21 protein-coding genes are annotated in these 18,159 nt (G+C 68.6%); 9 read left to right on the forward strand and 12 right to left on the reverse strand.

The genetic code is table 11. The features are described 5' to 3' along the window. Nucleotides 1-175: 175 nt before the first annotated feature. Together VGC18_RS10445 and cls are read left to right on the forward strand one after the other, a co-directional pair. On the forward strand, nt 176-664 hold the full coding sequence (locus tag VGC18_RS10445; RefSeq protein WP_331097027.1) for a YajQ family cyclic di-GMP-binding protein: 489 nt from the start codon (nt 176-178) through the stop codon (nt 662-664). Between the two features lie 34 nt (nt 665-698). Continuing rightward, complete coding sequence (gene cls, locus VGC18_RS10450; protein ID WP_331097029.1) at nt 699-2,150, forward strand: cardiolipin synthase; 1,452 nt, start codon at nt 699-701, stop codon at nt 2,148-2,150. On the opposite strand, the gene VGC18_RS10455 is transcribed toward cls, so the two are convergent. The 3 genes from VGC18_RS10455 to ubiE all read right to left on the reverse strand — a co-directional run bounded on the left by VGC18_RS10455 (nt 2,131) and on the right by ubiE (nt 5,419). Further along, nucleotides 2,131-3,504: an FAD-dependent oxidoreductase gene (locus VGC18_RS10455; protein ID WP_331097031.1), complete on the reverse strand. Its 1,374-nt coding sequence runs from the start codon at nt 3,502-3,504 to the stop codon at nt 2,131-2,133. The genes cls and VGC18_RS10455 overlap by 20 nt on opposite strands. Before the next feature lie 61 nt (nt 3,505-3,565). Further along, nucleotides 3,566-4,639, reverse strand: coding sequence for a polyprenyl synthetase family protein (locus VGC18_RS10460; RefSeq protein ID WP_331097033.1), 1,074 nt, complete (start codon nt 4,637-4,639; stop codon nt 3,566-3,568). 39 nt (nt 4,640-4,678) lie between these two features. Then, nucleotides 4,679-5,419, reverse strand: a complete 741-nt coding sequence (gene ubiE / locus VGC18_RS10465) for a bifunctional demethylmenaquinone methyltransferase/2-methoxy-6-polyprenyl-1,4-benzoquinol methylase UbiE (RefSeq protein ID WP_414672876.1) — start codon at nt 5,417-5,419, stop codon at nt 4,679-4,681. A 115-nt stretch (nt 5,420-5,534) separates the two neighbouring features. Here ubiE and VGC18_RS10470 point away from each other — a divergent pair, with 115 nt between their 5' ends. Next, complete coding sequence (locus tag VGC18_RS10470) at nt 5,535-6,776, forward strand: isochorismate synthase (protein ID WP_331097037.1); 1,242 nt, start codon at nt 5,535-5,537, stop codon at nt 6,774-6,776. Here the strand turns inward: VGC18_RS10470 and VGC18_RS10475 are convergent. From VGC18_RS10475 to VGC18_RS10485, 3 genes are read right to left on the reverse strand one after another with little or no spacing between them, the layout of a single operon-like run. Further along, nucleotides 6,769-7,620 carry a PPK2 family polyphosphate kinase gene (locus tag VGC18_RS10475; protein WP_331097039.1) on the reverse strand — a complete coding sequence of 284 codons (852 nt, stop codon included), beginning with the start codon at nt 7,618-7,620 and terminating at the stop codon, nt 6,769-6,771. The genes VGC18_RS10470 and VGC18_RS10475 overlap by 8 nt on opposite strands. 9 nt (nt 7,621-7,629) lie before the next feature. Further along, a complete protein-coding gene (gene menD / locus VGC18_RS10480; protein WP_331097041.1) occupies nt 7,630-9,312 on the reverse strand; it encodes a 2-succinyl-5-enolpyruvyl-6-hydroxy-3-cyclohexene-1-carboxylic-acid synthase in 1,683 nt (560 codons plus the stop codon). After that, nucleotides 9,312-9,662 (reverse strand): PLD nuclease N-terminal domain-containing protein, encoded by a 351-nt coding sequence (locus VGC18_RS10485; RefSeq protein ID WP_331097043.1) that lies wholly within the window; start codon nt 9,660-9,662, stop codon nt 9,312-9,314. The genes menD and VGC18_RS10485 overlap by 1 nt, the downstream gene beginning before the upstream one ends. A 94-nt stretch (nt 9,663-9,756) precedes the next feature. Between VGC18_RS10485 and VGC18_RS10490 the strand changes: the two genes are divergently transcribed. Then, nucleotides 9,757-10,053: a DUF4229 domain-containing protein gene (locus VGC18_RS10490; RefSeq protein ID WP_331097045.1), complete on the forward strand. Its 297-nt coding sequence runs from the start codon at nt 9,757-9,759 to the stop codon at nt 10,051-10,053. A 165-nt stretch (nt 10,054-10,218) separates the two neighbouring features. Here the strand turns inward: VGC18_RS10490 and VGC18_RS10495 are convergent, their stop codons facing one another. The 5 genes from VGC18_RS10495 to VGC18_RS10515 are packed head-to-tail and all read right to left on the reverse strand — an operon-like array spanning nt 10,219 to nt 13,576. Then, entirely contained in the window at nt 10,219-11,199 is a 981-nt protein-coding gene (locus tag VGC18_RS10495) for a 1,4-dihydroxy-2-naphthoate polyprenyltransferase (RefSeq protein ID WP_414672875.1), read from the reverse strand. A 3-nt stretch (nt 11,200-11,202) separates the two neighbouring features. Continuing rightward, nucleotides 11,203-12,006, reverse strand: a complete 804-nt coding sequence (locus tag VGC18_RS10500) for an AMP-binding enzyme (protein WP_331097047.1) — start codon at nt 12,004-12,006, stop codon at nt 11,203-11,205. 24 nt (nt 12,007-12,030) lie between these two features. Further along, entirely contained in the window at nt 12,031-12,345 is a 315-nt protein-coding gene (locus VGC18_RS10505) for an AMP-binding protein (RefSeq protein ID WP_331097050.1), read from the reverse strand. 31 nt (nt 12,346-12,376) lie between these two features. Next, on the reverse strand, nt 12,377-13,264 hold the full coding sequence (locus tag VGC18_RS10510) for a 1,4-dihydroxy-2-naphthoyl-CoA synthase (RefSeq protein ID WP_331097052.1): 888 nt from the start codon (nt 13,262-13,264) through the stop codon (nt 12,377-12,379). A 9-nt stretch (nt 13,265-13,273) separates the two neighbouring features. Further along, nucleotides 13,274-13,576, reverse strand: a complete 303-nt coding sequence (locus VGC18_RS10515; protein ID WP_331097054.1) for a hypothetical protein — start codon at nt 13,574-13,576, stop codon at nt 13,274-13,276. 42 nt (nt 13,577-13,618) lie between these two features. Between VGC18_RS10515 and VGC18_RS10520 the strand changes: the two genes are divergently transcribed. Continuing rightward, nucleotides 13,619-14,602, forward strand: a complete 984-nt coding sequence (locus VGC18_RS10520) for an o-succinylbenzoate synthase (RefSeq protein ID WP_331097056.1) — start codon at nt 13,619-13,621, stop codon at nt 14,600-14,602. Nucleotides 14,603-14,605: 3 nt separating this feature from the next. Here the strand turns inward: VGC18_RS10520 and VGC18_RS10525 are convergent, their stop codons facing one another. Further along, on the reverse strand, nt 14,606-15,637 hold the full coding sequence (locus VGC18_RS10525; protein WP_331097058.1) for an aldo/keto reductase: 1,032 nt from the start codon (nt 15,635-15,637) through the stop codon (nt 14,606-14,608). 111 nt (nt 15,638-15,748) lie between these two features. Here VGC18_RS10525 and VGC18_RS10530 point away from each other — a divergent pair, with 111 nt between their 5' ends. The 4 genes from VGC18_RS10530 to VGC18_RS10545 all read left to right on the forward strand — a co-directional run. Further along, entirely contained in the window at nt 15,749-16,375 is a 627-nt protein-coding gene (locus VGC18_RS10530) for a TetR/AcrR family transcriptional regulator (RefSeq protein ID WP_331097060.1), read from the forward strand. A 25-nt stretch (nt 16,376-16,400) separates the two neighbouring features. Further along, nucleotides 16,401-16,895, forward strand: coding sequence for a hypothetical protein (locus VGC18_RS10535; RefSeq protein WP_331097063.1), 495 nt, complete (start codon nt 16,401-16,403; stop codon nt 16,893-16,895). A gap of 146 nt (nt 16,896-17,041) precedes the next feature. Then, entirely contained in the window at nt 17,042-17,581 is a 540-nt protein-coding gene (locus VGC18_RS10540; protein WP_331097065.1) for a helix-turn-helix transcriptional regulator, read from the forward strand. Between the two features lie 336 nt (nt 17,582-17,917). Then, a partial coding sequence (locus tag VGC18_RS10545; protein ID WP_331097067.1) for an LLM class flavin-dependent oxidoreductase occupies nt 17,918-18,159 on the forward strand: 242 nt, incomplete at its 3' end.

An 18,159-nucleotide genomic window follows, 5' to 3' on the forward strand; every position in this document is an offset into this window, starting at 1 on the left:
GGCGGGCAGCGCATCCGTCGTCGTCCGATGACCGGCCTTCTCCGGGGCCGACAGCAGGACGATCGAGGTCACGATCGCGGCCGCCGCGACGACGGAGGCGGCCGAGACGAGGACGATCCGCGCGATTCGCATGATGCCTCCCATCATCCCGTGGGCAGCCGGTTAAACTGCTGGCATGGCTGATCCAACCTTTGACATCGTGAGCAAGGTCGACAAGATGGAGGCCGACAACGCCCTCCACCAGGCGCAGAAGGAGATCGCCCAGCGCTACGACTTCAAGAACGTCGGCGCGAGCGTCGACTGGAGCGGGGAGAAGCTCCTGCTCAAGGCCTCGTCGGAGGATCGGGTGAAGGCGGTCCTCGAGGTGCTCGAGACCAAGTTCATCAAACGCGGCATCAGCCTGCGCAGCCTGGACGCCGGCGAACCGTTCCCCTCCGGCAAGGAGTACCGCATCGAGGTATCGCTGAAGAACGGGATCTCCTCGGAGGACGCGAAGAAGATCTCCAAGCTCATCCGCGACGAGGGCCCGAAGAGCGTGAAGGCGCAGATCCAGGGCGACGAGCTCCGGGTCACCTCGAAGAGCAGGGACGATCTCCAGTCGACGATGGCGCTGCTGAAGGGGGCGGACCTGGAGGTCGACCTCCAGTTCGTGAACTTCCGTTAGCGTTAGGCGTCACGGCATCCTGACTGGGGGATAGATGTTCACGACCGTCATCGGCACCATCGTCTTCGTCGCCGACGTCATCATCCGGATCTTCGCGGTCATCTACGTTCCCCAGAACCGCAAGCCGCAGACGGCGATGGCGTGGCTGCTGGCGATCTTCCTCATCCCGTACGCGGGCATCCTGTTGTTCCTGCTCATCGGCAGCACCAGGCTGCCGAGACGCCGCAGGAACAAACAGCTCGAGATCAACCGGTACATCCTCGAGACGACGGAGGGCATGGACGACGTCGTCCGGGATCACAGTTTCCCCTCCTGGCTGAACCCCATCGTCGAGCTCAACCGCACCCTGGGGTCGATGCCGCTCGTCGGCGGCAACAACGCCAAGCTCTACACCGAGTACTCGGAGTCGCTGGCCGCCATGACGGAGGCGCTCGGCGAGGCGAGGAAGTTCGTCCACGTCGAGTTTTACATCATCGCCTGGGATCAGACGACCACACCCTTCTTCAATGCCATGGAGGCGGCGGTGCGGCGCGGAGTGACGGTGCGGGTCCTCCTGGACCACGTCGCGTCGCTGCGATCGCCGCACTACGGCAGGACCATCCGCAAGCTGCGGCGCATCGGGGTCACCTGGCGGCTGATGCTCCCCGTCCAACCGCTGCGCGGCAAATACCAGCGCCCCGACCTCCGCAACCACCGCAAGCTCCTCATCATCGACGGGGTCGCCGCGTTCACCGGCTCGCAGAACATGATCGACCGCAGCTACAACAAACGCGGCAACCGCCGCCGCGGGTTGCAGTGGAAGGACCTCATGGTGCGGTTCGAGGGCCCGGTCGCCGCCGGCATCAACGCCCTCTTCGTCACCGACTGGTACAGCGAGACCAACGAGCTGCTCACCAGGGAGGCGACTCCGGTACCGGAGGAGAAGCGCGAGAACGCGATGGATGCCCAGGTCGTGCCGAGCGGGCCCGGTTTCGCCCTCGAGAACAACCTCCGGCTCTTCAACGCGCTCGTCTACAGCGCCCAGGAGCGGGTGATCATCACGAGCCCCTACTTCGTGCCGGACGACTCCATGCTGTACGCGATCACGAACGCCGCCTACCGGGGTCTGGACGTTCAGCTCTTCGTCTCCGAGATCGGCGATCAGCCGGTGGTGTTCCACGCCCAGCGGAGCTACTACGAGGCGCTCCTGCGCGCCGGTGTGCGGATCTGGCTCTACCGGGCGCCCACCGTGCTGCATGCAAAGCATTTCACGATCGACGACGACGTCGCGGTCGTCGGCTCGAGCAACATGGACATGCGCTCGTTCAGCCTCAACTTCGAGATCTCGGTGATGATGCACGGCGGCGACATCGTGCGGCGCCTGCGCGATGTCGAGCAGAGCTATCGCGAGCAGAGCACCGAGCTCTTCCTCGAGCACTGGCTCGAACGCTCGCTGTTCGTGAAGGTGCTGGACAACACCGCTCGGCTCACGGCGACGGTGCAGTAGCGGCTTCGCCCGGCCGCGACACCGCGACCATGTCCTCCCTGGGCACGACCTTGATCCGCTCGCGGCCCTCGGCCTCGCCGAGGGACCGCTCGTGCCGGTCGAGCCGGTGCCAGCCGTCGAGATCCGTGTACTCGACCCCGCGATCGCGCAGCAGCTCCACCACCGACTCCTCGTCGGGATGTGCGGGCGCCCACCAGCTGGCCTGGTCGGTCATCAGGTTCTTGATCGTCTCCATGGCGTCGCTCTTGGTGTGCCCGATCAGGCCGACGGGACCGCGCTTGATCCAGCCCGTCGCGTAGACCCCGTGCACCTGCTGGTCCTGGTCATCCAGCACCTGCCCCTCGCGATTGGGGATGACGCCGCGCCTCTCGTCGAAGGGGATGCCCTCCAGCGGCGACCCGAAATAGCCGACCGCCCGGTAGATGGCCTGGACCGGCAGCTGCCGGAACTCGCCGGTTCCGCGCACCCCGCCCTCGCCGTCCGGCTCGGTGCGCTCGTATCGCAGCCCCTCGACGGAATCGGTGCCCAGCACCTCCGCCGGCCTCGCATAGAAATGCAGGTGCAGACGCCGGGAGGCCTGGCCGGTCTCCCGCTCCCTCCACTGCGAGAAGACCTTGTCGATCACGAAGACCTGCTTGTTGCTGGCGATCGCCGCCCGGGAGGCGTCGTCGTAGTCGAAGTCCTCGTCGTAGACGATCATGTCGACGCCGCGCAGCTCGCCGAGCTCCCGCAGCTCCAGCGGTGTGAACTTCACCTGCATCGGCCCACGCCGGCCGAACACGTGCACATCGGTGACGGGAGAGGCGGCCAGCCCCTCGTAGACGTTCGCGGGGATCTCCGTGGGCAGCAGATCGTCGGCGTGCTTGGCGAGGATGCGCGCGACATCGAGCGCGACGTTGCCGTTTCCGATGACGGCGACCTCCTTCGCCTCAAGCGGCCACTGCCTCGGGAAGTCCGGGTGCCCGTCGTACCAGCTCACGAAGTCGGCGGCGCCGTAGCTTCCGGGAAGGTCGATGCCCGGGATATCGAGGTCGGCGTCGCGGGTGGCCCCGGTCGCGAAGATGACCGCGTTGTAGTGCTGCTTGAGATCGTCGAGGGTGATGTCGCGCCCATAGAGCACATTGCCGAACAGGCGGATCCGGCCGGTGTCGAGCACGTCTCGCAGCGCGCCGATGATGCCCTTGATCCGCGGGTGGTCAGGGGCGACCCCGTATCGCACGAGACCGTAGGGGGCCGGCAGCTGCTCGAACAGGTCGATGGAGACGTCGAAGCTCCGCTCCGCCTTCAACAGGATGTCCGCGGCGTAGATCCCGGCAGGGCCGGCGCCGACGATGGCGAGTCTCAGGGTGGTCACGATGGGTCCTTTCGGGGCATGGTTTCGCGGCGCTCGACGCGCGAGCCGTTCGTGCCGCGGTTCAGTTCGAGCGCTCGACGATCGATTCGGCGAACCGGGTCAGGGCCTTCTTGACCGGTCCGCGCGGCAGCGGGGCGATGGATTCCACGGCCTCCCTGGACCAGTGGCGCGCCTCATCGAGGGTCTTGCGGGTGACGTCGTGCCCACGCAGCTGGGCGATCGCGGCATCGAAGTCCGCGTGGTCGGCGGTCGCGGAGGCCGTCTCCACATCGTGTTCGATGCGGGCGAGCAGCTCCGCCGCATCCGTATCGGTCTCGGCCAGCTCGCGCAGATACAGCAGCGGAAGGGTCGAGACGCCGGAGAGCAGGTCGGTTCCGGCGACCTTGCCGGTGCTCTCCACCTCGGGGGAGAGGTCGATCACGTCGTCGACGAGCTGGAAGGCGATGCCCACCTTCTCCCCGAACTCCGTCACCGCCGCCCGGTACTCCCTGGGCGCCTCGCCGAAGATGACCCCCATCTGGGCCGATGCCGAGATGAGCGACCCGGTCTTATCGGCCAGCACCTGCAGGTAGTGGGCGATCGGGTCCTCGCCGCCCTGCGGACCAACGGTCTCGTGCAGCTGGCCGATGCAGAGACGCTCGAAGGTGTCGGCCTGCAGCATGATGGCCTCTTCGCCGAGCCTCGACATGAGCTTGCTCGCCCTGGCGAACAGCAGGTCCCCGGTGAGGATGGCCACGGAGTTGCCCCAGACGTTCTGGGCGCTCGGCACTCCCCTGCGCATGTTCGCCTCGTCCATCACGTCGTCGTGATAGAGGGAGGCGAGATGGGTGATCTCCAGCGCCTCGGCGGCCGCGACCACCTCAGGGTTGTTTCCCGTGCCCAGCTGGGCGGTGAGCAGGGTGAGGGTGGGCCGCACCCGTTTGCCACCCGCCTGCAGCAGGTACCGGCTGGTGACATCCGCGAGGTCGTCCGCGAAGGACATCTCGCGGGCGAGGCCCTCCTCGACGGCGTCGAGGCCCAGCTCGATCGCGTCGACGAATCGACGTTCCTTCGGCGAGGAGAACAGCCGCTCCGCGATGCCGAGGGCGGACGCCAGACTGGTGCTGCGCCCGGCGGTGGGCAGGCTGGGGGTCACTTGTCTCTACCTAACCGTGTGCGATGTGCCGACGAAACCCTACGGCTTCGACGCCGCCGCGTCTTCTGGCTCGTGGTCGGCCGAGGGGGTGACCACGGCGGACTCGGTCGATCGGGGGGAGGAGGCGCGCGGGACCGGCTTGCGGCCGCGGTGCAGGGCGACGACGCCGACCGTCAGGTTGCGGTAGGCGACGCGGGTGAACCCCGCTCCGCGAAGCCACTGGCTGAGGGTGACCTGATCCGGCCACTCCCTGATGGAGTCGGCGAGATAGCTGTACGCCTCGGAGTTCGAGCTGGTCACGTCGACGATCGTCGGCATCACGTACTTCATGTATGCCGAATAGCCGGCACGGAAGATGGCCCGCGGCGGCTTGGAGAACTCGCAGATCACGAGACGGCCGCCCGGCTTCAGCACCCGGAACATCTCCGCGAGCGCCTTCTTCGGGTCCTCGATGTTCCGCAACCCGAAGGAGATGGTGACGGCGTCGAACTCGTCGTCCTCAAACGGCAGGGCCATGGCGTCGGCGACGACGAAGGTGATGCCGGGATGCTTGCGCCGGCCGACCTCGATCATGCCGGCGGAGAAGTCGACCGCCACGACCTCGGCACCGCTCTTGGCCAGCGCGGCGGAGCTCGTCCCGGTCCCCGCGGCGATGTCGAGCACACGCTCGCCCCGCCGGGGCGCCACCGCCTTGACGGTCGCGATCCGCCAGACGAGCGAGTTGCCCACCGAGAGAACGGAATTCGTGCGGTCGTAATGCTTGGCGACCCCGTCGAACATCTCGGCAACCTCTTCGGGTTGCTTGCTCAGATCTGCCTTGGCCACGCGCCCAAGTCTAGTTCAGGGAAGAGCCCGCCCAGCAGGCTCTCGCAGAGGGCGGGATAGTCTTTCTGACGTGACCGGTACCGAACGTGTGATCCCGTCGCTGACCGTCGAGACGACGGAGACCGGGGATCCGGGACCGCTCGTCCCGCTGCTCGATCGTGCGCATCCGCTGCTGTGGACACGCAGAGGCTTCGGACTGGTCGGCCTCGGCGAGGCCCTGCGCCTCGAGTTCTCCGGCCCCACGAGGATGACGGATGCCGCGGCGGTCTGGCGACGGGTCGCCGCCGCCGCCCGGATCACCGATCCCCTCGACCGCACCGGCACCGGACTGGTCGCCCTCGGCAGCTTCGCCTTCTCGGAGCACTCCTCGCAGACGAGCCTGCTCATCGTCCCCTCCGTCGTCATCGGCCGGGACCACGACCGCAGCTGGGTGACCAGGATCGCGGTGGGCGAGGCCGACCTGCCCACGGCTCCCCCGGCCGATCCCGTCGACGGCGGCTATCGGGTGGAATTCGGCCCGGGGTCGATGTCGGCCGAGGGCTACCGGGACGCCGTCGCGACGGCCGTCACCCGCCTCAGGGGCCACGAGCTGAGCAAGGTGGTGCTCGCCCGCGACCTGGTCGGGCTGCTGCCCGACGGCGCGGATCTCCGCGCGGTCATCGCCGCGCTCGACCTCGCCTATCCCGACTGCTGGACCTTCGCGGTCGACGGGTTCATCGGCTCCAGCCCAGAGACCCTGGTCAGCGTCGACGACGGGACGGTGTCGGCGAGGGTGCTGGCCGGCAGCGCGGCGCGAGGGACGGATGCCCGGTCCGACCAGGACGCGGCCACGGCGCTGGCGACCTCGAGCAAGGACCAGGACGAGCATCAGTACGCGGTCCAGAGCGTGCTGGCCGCGCTGCGCAGGCACAGCCCGAACGTCATGGCGAGCGAGATCCCGTTCACGCTGCGGCTCCCGAACCTCTGGCACCTCGCGAGCGATGTCGAGGGCGACCTGACCGACGGCTCGACCTCGCTCGACCTCCTCGCCGCTCTGCACCCGACCGCGGCCGTCGCTGGCACCCCGACCGAGGACGCCCTGCGCCTCATCGAGGAGCTCGAGCCCTTCGACCGCGGCCGCTACGCCGGACCGGTCGGCTGGGTGGGCGCCGACGGAGACGGCGAGTGGGCCGTCGCCGTGCGCAGCGCCCAGGTGACCGCTGGCCGGATCACGGCCTATGCGGGAGCCGGCATCGTCGCGGAGTCGGTCCCGGAGCGCGAGCTGCTGGAGACGAGGATGAAGTTCCGTCCGATCGTCGAGGCGCTCAGCTGAGATCCAGCCTGGCCTTCTGTGCCTCCACGTCGTAGTCCACGGCGGGCCAGCGCGGATCCAGCCCCCTGAGCGTCTCGAGCAGCAGCCGCTGAACGGCGATCCTCGCGTACCACTTGCGGTCCGCGGGCACCACGAACCACGGCGCATCCGCGGTCGAGGTGTTGATCAGCGCCAGCTGATAGGCCTCCTGATACCGCGGCCAGAGTGCACGCTCGTCGAGATCGCCCGGGTTGAACTTCCAGCGCTTCTCCGGCCGCTCCAGCCGGTCGGCGAGGCGGGCCTTCTGCTCGTCGGCGTCGATGTGCAGCATCACCTTCACGAGGGTCGTCCCGCTCGCGACCAGCTCGGCCTCGAAGTCCCGGATCTGCTTGTATCGTCGTTCGATGACGGCCGGCTCGACGAGCTCCCGCACCCGGGCGATCAGCACGTCTTCGTAGTGCGATCGGTCGAAGGCGCCGATGAAGCCGGGCTGGGGCAGCTGCCTCCGCACCCGCCAGAGGAAATCGTGGCTGAGTTCCTCCGGCGTGGGCTTCTTGAAGGCGTGCACCGAGAGGCCCTCCGGGCTGATGCCCGCGATCACGTGCTCGAAGATGCCGCCCTTGCCCGCCGTGTCCATGGCCTGCAGCACGAGCAGCACCGACCGCCTGCCACCGACCACGCTCTCGGCCCAGAGCCGCTCCTGGAGCTCGTTGACCGTCTCGTGGGTGGCCGCGAGCACGGCCTCGCCGGCCTTCTTGCCCCCGGAGAACCCGGGCGTCGAGGAGGTGTCGACCGCCGCGAGCACGAATCCGGGGCGAACGGTGAGGAGGGTGCTCGGTTCCGCGGTCCAGGCTGGTTTCGACATGCCCCGATGCTACGCGCGGGGAAGAGGGACTTCGATGATGGTCTGACCGGCCGTCACGGACAGCGCCTCATCGAGCTGACCACGGTTGGCCGCCAGGCGGTGACCCCAGCCGTAGGCTTCCGCGAGTTTGCCGAGATCGACGGACTGCGGCGTGTAGAGCACCCGGTCGAAGGCGGTGCTCGGCGCCGTGTCGGCGACCTCGAGTCCGTCGAAGATCGTCCCGCCGCCGTCGTTGCCGACGATGACCTGGATGCGCGGACGCGGCTCTCCGGTGCCGAACAGCAGCGAGCCGACGTCGTGCAGGGTGGCGAGGTCGCCCAGCAGCACGCGGGTGACTCCCGCCGTTCCGGTCCCCGCCTGGCTCGCCAGCGCGATGCCGATGGCTGTGGCGATGGTGCCGTCGATGCCGGCGAGTCCGCGGTTGGCGTGGGCCGGGATCCTCTTGCCTGGCAGGATGCCGTCGGCGACCCGGATCAGCCGGGAGGCGCCGAAGACCAGGCGGTCGTGCGGCCAGCTCGACCGCCAGACGCTCTCCACGAGCATCCGTCTCGTCACGGGCTCTCGGAACGCGGCGAGCTGCTCGCGGGCGAAGGCGCCGGGGCGATCGGCACCGGTCCCGGCGGGCGCCGGTTCGGTCGTCTCGAGCCCCCGGTCGAGCAGCCGACGGCTCGCCTGCACCCAGCGGCCGGTCCAGGCCCTGGCCGAGGCCGAGTCGTCGCGGTCGCCGACGCGAACGGCCGCGTCCGAGAAGCTTGTGGCCCGCCTGCCGGGGTTGTAGGCCTCCGCCGCCGAGCTCATGATGACGTGGGTCTCCACGTCGGGGCGCTGGAGAAGCTGGGGGATCTCACGGCTGAGAGTGGGATGCCCGAAGACGATCGCCCGCCGCACGCGTCCGCCGAACTCCGGATCGCGAAGCAGCTCCCGGTAGGCGACGACGAGGTTCGGACCGAATCGGGATCCGCTCGACACCTCGGCGAGCAGCGGAACGCCCAGCGAGCTTGCGAGGGCCTCGGCCTCCGGACCGGCTCCGGAGCCGGCGATGACCACGGTGCCCGGCGCCGACTCGAGGTGCAGTACCCGCCGCGGCGGGGCATCCGGCCACGCGTGCGTCTTCAGCTCGGGCAGCCTGCCGACCGGGCCGGAGAGGGGTTCCCGGAAGGCGAGGTTGAGCTGCACCGGCCCCGGCCGGGAGGAATGACCGGCCGCCGCCGCATAGGCCTCGTGAGCGAGCTCCCCCGGATAGTCGGGGTCGAAGCCGGTCTCGCTCGGAGCCTCCACCTCGCGCAGCCAGCCGACCGCCGACCCGAAGATGCCGAGCTGGTCGGTCGTCTGGTTGGAGCCGATGCCGCGCAGCTCGGGTGGCCGATCGGCGGTCAACAGGATGAGCGGCACCCCGGAGTGGTGCGCCTCGAGCGCCGCGGGATGCAGGTTGGCCACGGCGGTTCCCGACGTCGTCGCCAGGATGACCGGCGTGCGGGTCTCCACCGCCAGGCCAAGGGCAAGGAAGCCCGCAGACCGCTCGTCGATCCGCACCCGCAGGCGCACCCGCCCTGCCTCCTCATAGGCGGCCGCGGCGAGCGCGAGCGCCTGCGACCGGGAACCCGGGCAGAGCACGATGTCACGGACACCCCGCCGGATGAACTCCCCGAGCAGCGCGACCGAGAAGTCGGTCGCCGGATTGGGCCCTGCCACTAGCTCTTGGGTTTGTCTTGGTCGTCGTCGAGCTCCGCCAGTCTCGCCTCGAGCTCGCGGATGCGCTCCTCCCGCGCCTTGTCCTCGCCGAGTCGACGGAGGAAGGCGGGGTCGTCATCGGGAGCGACCATGCCCCCGTGCTGCGCCTGGACCGGCCGGCCGGCCGAGCGCTCCTTGCCGAGGGCGAACCAGAGGATCCCGCCGAAGGGCGAGAGCAGCACGATGAGGACGGCCCAGAGGATCTTCGGCAGCGCCCGCACGTTCTCGTCCCTGGTACGGATGCAGTCGACGAACGCGAAGATCGTGAACGCGAGAAACACGAGTACGAGAATTAATTCGACCCTGGCCATGTCTCGAATTCTAAGCCGCTAACCTGCGCACCGCGGACGAGTCCTCCGGCGCAGCACCGCGGGGCGCCCGGCGCCGGGTGCCTAGACTGGAGCGGTGAAATCGTCTCGCCAGTGGGTCATCTACTCGCTCATCCGCCTCGGCATCTTCGCGGTCGCCCTGGCGCTGCTTTTGATCCTCGGCATCAACGTCTGGATCGCGGCGATCGGCGCCGCCATCATCGGTTTCTGCATCTCGTACATCTTCCTCAGGGGACCCCGCGATGCGGTGGCGCGCACGATGGTCAAGGCGAAGGCCTCCCCGGAGCAGCGCTCGGCCCCCGATCGCGACCTCGACAACGACATCGAGAACGAGGCCCTCGACCGGCTGGAGAGCAAGAAGCTCGACGAGTAGCCCGTCGCCCAGGCCTTCCCCGCCCTTCCCGCCGCGTCCCCTCCGCCGATCCCGTCCGATCTCAAGGAGATTCGGCGCGCTCGACACTTTTTGCAGGCATCCGGAGCCCTTCCGCCGCCTATCTCCTTGAAATCGGATGCGGGCGCCCTGGAGAAGCTGGGGAAGCTAGAAGGCGATGGCGGCCGCGAGCCCCAGTCCGAAGACGAGAGCCGTCAGGCTGGTGATCTTCAGGGCGAGCACGAACTCCGGCGGTGTCTTGCCGGTCAGCGTGATGACGATCACCGGGATGGCCCCCAGCAGGGTGAAGTAGACCAGCGGCGCCTTCGCATAGAAGATCGAGAAGAAGATCAGGATCAGGTACGGAATCAGGACGAAGACGGTGAACAGGATGCGCGCCCCGCGGTTGCCGACGAGCACGGCGAGGGTGTGCTTCTTCGCCAGCCTGTCCTGCTCGAGATCACGCAGGTTGTTGACCATCAGCACGGCGCAGGCGAAGAAGCCCGCGGCGACCCCGCCGAGCCAGCTCTCGATGTTGACGGAGCCGACCTGGGTGAAGGTCGTGCCCAGCGTGGCGACCAGGCCGAAGAAGACGAAGACGAACACCTCGCCGAGGCCGTAGTACCCGTATGGTCGCTTGCCTCCGGTGTAGAAGTAGGCGGCCACGATGCAGACGGCGCCGACCGCGATCAGCCAGTAGTACCCGGTGAGCACCACCAGCGCGAGACCGCCGAGGGCGCCGAGGCCGAAGAACACCACCGCGACGATCAGCACCGTGCGGGGTTTGGCCGCACCGGAGCCGGTCAGCCGGGAGGGGCCGACCCGGTAGCGGTCCGTGCCCCGCACGCCGTCGGAGTAGTCGTTGGCGTAGTTGACACCGATCTGCAGGCAGACGGCGACGGCGAGCGCGAGCAGGGCCCGCACCCAGTGCCAGCCGGGGGCGGAGAGCAGGTAGGCGGACGCCGTTCCCAGCGCCACGGGCGAGACGGCCAGCGGCAGGGTGCGCAACCGCGCTCCCCCGATCCAGTCGCCGACCGTCGCCGTGCGCACGACGGCCCGCGGCGGCTGTCCCCCCGGCCGTCCGCTCTTGCCGCCACGGGAGGGTTCGGTGCGCTTCTGGACGGGTTTTCTCGCGGTAGCCACCCACAAATCCTACTGAGACGCGGACGGACGGCCCTCCCAGTCGGCCGCCAGTTCGGCCAGCCGCAGCCGATCCGGCTTTCCGCTCGACAGCTGCGGCAGCTCATCGAGGTGCAGGAACGCGGCGGGAGCGGATGCGCGGCCGAGCGTGGCCGCGACGGCCTCCCTCAGCGAGGAGAGCCCGATCCGGCCGGACGAGAACACCACCGGCACCTCGCCCCACTGCCTGCTGGCCGCCCGAACGGCGACGGCATCCGCGAGCCCCGGGACCGACTGCGCGACCCGTTCCACCTCGGCGAGGGACACCTTGATCCCGCCGGAGACGAGGATGCCGTCGAGCCGCCCGGTCACGGTCAGCCGGCCGTCCTCGACGACGCCGGCGTCGCCCGTGCGATACCAGCGGTGGCCGTCGGCGTCGTGGAAGGCGGCCACCGTGCGCTCCGGGTCGCCCAGGTACCCCTCGGCGAGCATCGGACCGGCCAGCTCGATCTGCCCGTCCGCGATGCGGGCCTGCGCCGTGCCGATCGGCACTCCGTCGTAGACGCAGCCGCCGCAGGTCTCACTCGACCCGTAGGTGCGGGTCACGTTCAGGCCGAGCTCGAGGGAGCGGGCGATGAGCTCCGGAGAGCTCGCCTGGCCGCCGATCAGCATCCGGTCGAATCGGCGCAGCCGGTCGAGCAGATCGAGGTCCTGCTCCGCGGCGGCCACCAGCCGGCTCAGCTGCGCCGGCACCAGCGAGGTGAACCGCAGGGGGGCATCCAGCAGCGTGGAGGCGGCGGCGAAGTCCCTCGGGTCGAAGTGCCCGGGGCCGAGCACAACCGGCTCCGTGCCCGCGGTGAGCTAGCGCACGAGCACGTTGACCCCGGCGATGTAGTGCGCGGGCAACGCGAGCAGCCACTGGCCGGGGCCGCCGAGCGCCGATTCGGATGCCGCGGCCCCGGCCAGCAGGGCGTCCGCGGCGAGCGCCACCCGCTTCGGGCGTCCCGTCGAACCGCTGGTCTCGATGACAAGCGCCACCCGCTGCTCGACGGCCTCCTGGACCGGCTGGGTCGGCGCACCGGGCAGCACGGCCGGTCCGCCGGCGAGCGCGGCCCGGAGGGCGATGAGCACCTCGGCCGGATCCTCGGCGGGAACGACCGCGAGCGGGCGGCTCATCGGGTCGCAGCCCCCGGCATCCGGTCGGTCATCAGTACTGCCAGGGGTAGGGCGACCAGTCCGGGTCGCGCTTCTGGAGGAACGAGTCCCTGCCCTCGACCGCCTCGTCGGTGCCGTAGGCGAGCCTGGTCGCCTCTCCGGCGAAGACCTGCTGGCCGACCATCCCGTCGTCGACCGCGTTGAAGGCGAACTTGAGCATCCGGATGGCCGTTGGCGACTTGCCGAGGATCTCGTTCGCCCACTCGTAGGCGGTGGTCTCGAGGGCGGCGTGCGGCACGACGGCGTTGATGGCCCCCGCCTCCAGCGCGCGCTCCGCCGAGTACTCCCTGGCGAGGAAGAACACCTCCCTGGCGAACTTCTGCCCGACCTGTCGGGCGAAGTAGGCGCTGCCGTACCCGCCGTCGAAGGAGCCGACGTCGGCATCCGTCTGCTTGAACCTGCCGTGCTCGGCACTGGCGATGGTGAGATCGCAGACGACGTGCAGCGAATGGCCTCCCCCGGCCGCCCAGCCGGGCACGACGGCGATGACCACCTTGGGCATGAAGCGGATGAGCCGCTGCACCTCGAGGATGTGGAGGCGGCCCGGCCCGGTCGAGCCGTCGGCGTACTGATAGCCGTCGCGGCCCCGGATGCGCTGGTCGCCGCCGCTGCAGAAGGCCCAGCCGCCGTCCCTCTGGCTCGGTCCGTTGCCGGTCAGCAGCACCACGCCGATGCGGGGGTTCTGCCGGGCGTCGTCGAGCGCGCGGTAGAGCTCGTCGACCGTCTGCGGCCGGAACGCGTTGCGCACCTCCGGCCGGTTGAAGGCCACCCGCGCCACCCTGCCCGCCCTGTCGTGGTGGTAGGTGATGTCGGTGAGCGACTCGAAACCGGCGACCGATTCCCAGAGACCCGGATCGAACAACTCGGAGACGTCAGGCATACGGCAAGCCTACGAGGTGCCGAGCGCGCCGAGCAGCCAGATCAGCACGAGCGGATTGCCGACCAGGCCGAGCACCATGGCCGCCATGCCGGCGCCACGCCCGAGACCGACGACCGTCGCGACGAGGCCGCCGAAGAACGCGGCGGCCGTCAGCACGATCACGAGCCAGGCGAGCACCGTGGCCTGCCCCCAGCCGCCGTCGCTCGCGATGCCGATCGCGAAGCCCTCCCCGACGATCGCGGCGACGGCGAGACCGGCACTGGCCGCCCCCAACCAGTTCGGCGCGCGGCGGGTCGGGAGATCGGTCGACATGGCCTCAGGATATGTCACGTCCGTGGGGTACAGACTGGTGTCATGTTGCCGCCGCTGTCAGACATCCTGTCCACCGCCCGCGTCGTCGCGCTCCCGTTGCGACAGAGGTTCCGCGGCATCCTCACCCGCGAGGTGATGCTCTTCGAGGGGCCGGAGGGGTGGACGGAGTTCTCGCCCTTCCTCGAGTACGAGGACGAGGAGTCCTCGGCGTGGCTGGCCGCCGCCGTCGACTTCGGCTGGTCGCAGGCGCCGGCGATCTTCCGTTCCTCCATCGCGGTGAACGCGACCCTGCCCGCCATCGGTCCCGATCTCGTCGCGTCGGTGCTCGACCGCTTCCCCGGATGCCGGACCATCAAGGTCAAGGTGGCCGAGGCTGGACAGTCCCTCGAGGACGACGTCGCCAGGGTGGCCGCCGCGCGCGCCTATCTGGGGGCGGCGGGACGCATCCGCCTGGATGCGAACGGCGGCTGGAACGTCGACGAGGCGGAGCGCGCCATCCACGCCCTCGCCGAATTCGACCTGGAGTACATCGAGCAGCCGTGCACGACCGTGGAGGAGCTCGCCGACATCCGCAAGCGCGTCAAGTACATGGGGATGCCGATCGCCGCCGACGAGAGCGTGCGCAAGGCGAGCGACCCGCTCGAGGTCGCGAGATCCAAGGCGGCGGACCTGCTCGTGATCAAGGCCCAGCCGCTCGGCGGCATCCGCCAGGCGCTGTCGATCGTCGAACAGGCGGGGCTCCCCGTCGTCGTCTCGAGCGCCCTGGAGACCTCCGTCGGCATCTCCATGGGGCTGCACCTCGCCGCCGCCGTCGACACGCTCCCCTACGACTGCGGACTGGCGACGGTCGGCCTCTTCGAGAACGACGTGGTGGCCGATCCCCTCGTCCCGGAGAACGGTTTCATCGGCGTTCGCCGCGTGGAACCGGATGCCGCGCTCCTGGAGCGCCACGCGGCGAGCGCCGAGCGGGCCGCCTGGTGGCACTCCAGGGTCGAGCGCTGCTATCGGATGCTCGAGGGTCTGTAGCGGTCAGGCCGCCGAGCGTTCGGCCAGTGGCCGCCGGCGAAGGCCGGGGACCCGGGTCGCCGGGGCGACGTAGGCCTGATCGAGGGTGCCGACGTCGGTGCCGGGCGGGACGATCTCGTCGATCCGATCGAGGATCTCGTCGGAGAGTCTGATGTCGATCCCCGCGAGGAGGTCGTCGAGCTGCTCGATCGTGCGCGCTCCGAGCAGGGCGCTCGTCACACCCGGGTGGGTGATCGCGAACGCCATCGCCAGGTGCGGCATCGAGAGACCCGCCTCCTCCGCGAGGGCGATGAGCCGTTCGACGGCGTCGAGACGCCGTTCGTCGGCGAACAGGGTGGGGAAATAGCGGGCGCGGCGCACATCCGTCTGCTGGTCCTTTCGAACCCGACCGGTGAGCATCCCCTGCCCGAGCGGCCCCCACACCACGACGCCCATCCCCGAACGCTGGGCGAACGGCAGCACGTCGCTCTCGATGCCACGATTGAGGATCGAATAGCCCGGCTGCTCGGTGTGGAATCGCTCGAGGCCACGACGATCGGCGATCCACTGCGCTTCGACGATGTGCGACGCCGGGGTGTTCGCGGATCCGATGGCGCGGACCTTTCCGCTGTGGATGAGGTCGGACAGGGCGGAGAGCGTCTCCTCCATGTCGGTCGCGGGATCGAGCCGATGGATCTGATAGAGGTCGATGTGGTCGGTCTGGAGCCGGCGGAGGGAATCCTCCACGGCGGTCATGATCCAGCGGCGCGACGTGCCCTGGTGGTTGGGGTCGTCGGTCATCGGACGGCCGAACTTGGTCGCCAGCACGACGCTGTCGCGACGGCCCTTGAGCGCCTTGCCCACGACCTCCTCCGACGCCCCCTGAGAATAGGCATCGGCGGTGTCGATGAAGTTGATCCCCGCATCCAGCGCCTTGTGGATGAGCCGGATCGAGTCGTCGTGGTCGGCATTGCCGATCGTGGCGCCGAGCATCAGGGCGCCGAGCGCATACGGGCTGACCTGGATTCCGGTGCGGCCAAGGGTTCGGTACTGCATGGGGTTTCTCCTGAAGGTGAGGGGTGGATGGGCATCCGATGCCGTATCCTCTAATAAGCGGAAAGCTCTTCCGTTAACGATACGGAAAGCCATTCCGGAAAGCAAGGGGTCATGACTGATACGACGGCGGGGATCGCGGATGGCCCCGAACGCTCCGCGGGCACGCCTCGACGGCGACGGGTCGATGCGCAACGCAACGGCGGGGCACTGCTCCACGCCGCGAAGACCGTCTTCGTGACCTCGGGAGTGGATGCCCCGGCGAAGGAGATCGCCGACCTGGCCGGCGTCGGCGTCGGAACGTTGTATCGCCACTTCCCGCTCCGATCGGATCTGGTCATCGCCGTGCTCGAACACGAGGTGGATGGCTGCATCGAAGCGGGACGGACGCTCAGCTCGTCGAACGAACCGCTCGAGGCGCTGACGAAATGGCTCAACCAGTACACCGAGTTCGTCGCGACAAAACGCGGGCTCGCGGCCGCGCTCCACTCCGGCGACCCGGCCTTCGACGGCCTGCCCGCCTACCTTCTGCGCAGGCTCGATCCCGTTCTCACCGAACTGCTCGAGAAGGCGGCCTCAGCGGGTGCGATCCGGGACGACGTCAGCGGGGACGACCTGCTCCGTGCGGTCGCGCATCTGTGTGTGACCGCGCCGGGGGAAGGCGTCGACTTCAGCCGGCGGATGGTCGCGCTGCTCGTGGACGGCCTGCGCCTGCACGCACGAGCGATGGCCGACACTTAAGGGATCAAGGAATCGGGGGCTGCCAATGTCGATCTCGACGGTCCGTGCGCACGCCCGGCAGCTGGGCTTTGGTTTCATCGCGGTGCTGACGGTCAGCGGCATCGTGCTGGGCGCCTGGGTCGCGGAGTTCTATCTGGTTGTCGTCGCGCTCATCACCGATCCCCCGACCGCGCTGTTCGCCCTGTTCATATTTCCCTACGTTATGGGTCCCGGAGCCCTCGCGGGAGCCATAGCCGGTGCCGGCGGTGCCATCGGACATGTCGTTGCGAGCCTGTTGGGCGGCTGCGCCACGTGGATTCGGGTCGGCTCCGTCGCGGCAGGAGCGGCCCTGGCCATCACCGCATGGTGCCAATGGCAGGTGGTCGACGGAACCACGAAATACTCCAACATCGGCGGTCTGGGACAGTTCGTCCCGTGGATAGTCTTCGCGGGGATTGCTGCGGGCGGCCTCTTCTGGGGCGCCCTGTCGTGGCGGCTCAGATATCCGCGATCAAGGGCGACCAAGACGGCGATCGACTGACTCCCTCAAGGGGACTCGGAGCGGCAAGAGGCCGCCAAAACCATGCTGCTCGATGCGAGCATCCCGTCTCAGCGCTCCCCTTGCGAACCGGTGAGCTTCTCGCCGGCGTATCGCGCGTATAGTTATAGCTATACGGAGGTTTCGGGATGACACAGCTGGGGAAAAGCACGCTTCGTACTGCTCGTCTCGCACGCGGCATCGGTGTGCGTGAACTTGCTCGCCGAATGAATGTCACGCCGGGTGCAGTCTCCCAGTGGGAACGCTCAGAAGCGAACAACACCATTCAGCTCAACACGCTCAATCGCGCTCTCACCGCACTTCGCGGCGTTTCTCAAACCAGACCAGCAACCTCTGATGTCTACGAACCGGCGCCGTTCGAGCACCGAGAGGAGCGTGTCTCCTTCGAACTGCACAGGGCGATCGCAAAGAAACTGATCGATGCCCCGTCCACGGTTCGTGCGGCAATCCCGGAGGGAATCGCACGGATCAGATCGAATGTCCACGGCCCATTGGCGAAGAAGTGGCTGGACGAATGGCTCAGACTTTCGACAGGGTCGGTCGGGGAACTCATCGACGTCCTCCTTGGAACAGACGAGCACTCGATCGAGATGCGGCAGAATTCTCCGTTTCTCACCGTGCTCAGCCAGGACGACCGGCTTGAGGCAATCACCCGGGCGATCTCATGAAGCGGTCGTCGACCTTGAAGGCGCGGGTGAACCTACTGGACCCGAACGGTGTATCGGGCGATCGGATACCCGTCGCACAGCGTTGGGTTGCATGGGCGGTCCGCACATATCCACCCCGTTCGTCGGATTGAAACCTAGACGGGCAGGTCGCAATTGCTTTACTGAGGATCCGATTTAACTCGGTGAAGTTCGAGCGGCCTCGAACCATGAGCACAAGACCCCGCCGAACACTGTTCTGTGCGGCGCGATCGCCGGCCCGCCCGCGGAATAAATGCCCCACCACCCCCGGTTGCAGGATTCATACGTTTGCATGGATCAACGGCCGGGAGGCACAGCATGGCGCAGGAGCTCGAACTGGGACTGGACACCTTCGGGGACGTCACGGTCGATCAGGACGGACGGCTGCTGCCCGCCGCACAGGTGCTGCGCAACCTCGTCGCCCAGGGCACCCTGGCCGACCGGGTCGGCCTCGACTACTTCGGCGTCGGCGAGCACCACCGCGGCGACTTCGCGGTCTCGGCCCCCGAGGTGGTCCTGGCCGCGATCGCCGCCCGCACCGAGCGCATCCATCTCGGAAC

Source organism: Lacisediminihabitans sp., assembly GCF_036404185.1.
Classification (GTDB): Bacteria; Actinomycetota; Actinomycetes; order Actinomycetales; family Microbacteriaceae; genus Lacisediminihabitans.

Coding starts and splice junctions, on each gene's coding strand:
- VGC18_RS10535 (WP_331097063.1), top strand. CDS start 16,401: ATGTCGATCTCGACGGTCCGTGCGCACGCCCGGCAGCTGGGCTTTGGT.
- VGC18_RS10505 (WP_331097050.1), bottom strand. CDS start 12,345: ATGAGCCGCCCGCTCGCGGTCGTTCCCGCCGAGGATCCGGCCGAGGTG.
- VGC18_RS10445 (WP_331097027.1), top strand. CDS start 176: ATGGCTGATCCAACCTTTGACATCGTGAGCAAGGTCGACAAGATGGAG.
- VGC18_RS10530 (WP_331097060.1), top strand. CDS start 15,749: ATGACTGATACGACGGCGGGGATCGCGGATGGCCCCGAACGCTCCGCG.
- ubiE (WP_414672876.1), bottom strand. CDS start 5,419: ATGTTCGACGGGGTCGCCAAGCATTACGACCGCACGAATTCCGTTCTC.
- VGC18_RS10515 (WP_331097054.1), bottom strand. CDS start 13,576: ATGTCGACCGATCTCCCGACCCGCCGCGCGCCGAACTGGTTGGGGGCG.
- VGC18_RS10510 (WP_331097052.1), bottom strand. CDS start 13,264: ATGCCTGACGTCTCCGAGTTGTTCGATCCGGGTCTCTGGGAATCGGTC.
- VGC18_RS10485 (WP_331097043.1), bottom strand. CDS start 9,662: ATGGCCAGGGTCGAATTAATTCTCGTACTCGTGTTTCTCGCGTTCACG.
- VGC18_RS10520 (WP_331097056.1), top strand. CDS start 13,619: ATGTTGCCGCCGCTGTCAGACATCCTGTCCACCGCCCGCGTCGTCGCG.
- cls (WP_331097029.1), top strand. CDS start 699: ATGTTCACGACCGTCATCGGCACCATCGTCTTCGTCGCCGACGTCATC.
- VGC18_RS10540 (WP_331097065.1), top strand. CDS start 17,042: ATGACACAGCTGGGGAAAAGCACGCTTCGTACTGCTCGTCTCGCACGC.
- VGC18_RS10525 (WP_331097058.1), bottom strand. CDS start 15,637: ATGCAGTACCGAACCCTTGGCCGCACCGGAATCCAGGTCAGCCCGTAT.
- VGC18_RS10475 (WP_331097039.1), bottom strand. CDS start 7,620: ATGTCGAAACCAGCCTGGACCGCGGAACCGAGCACCCTCCTCACCGTT.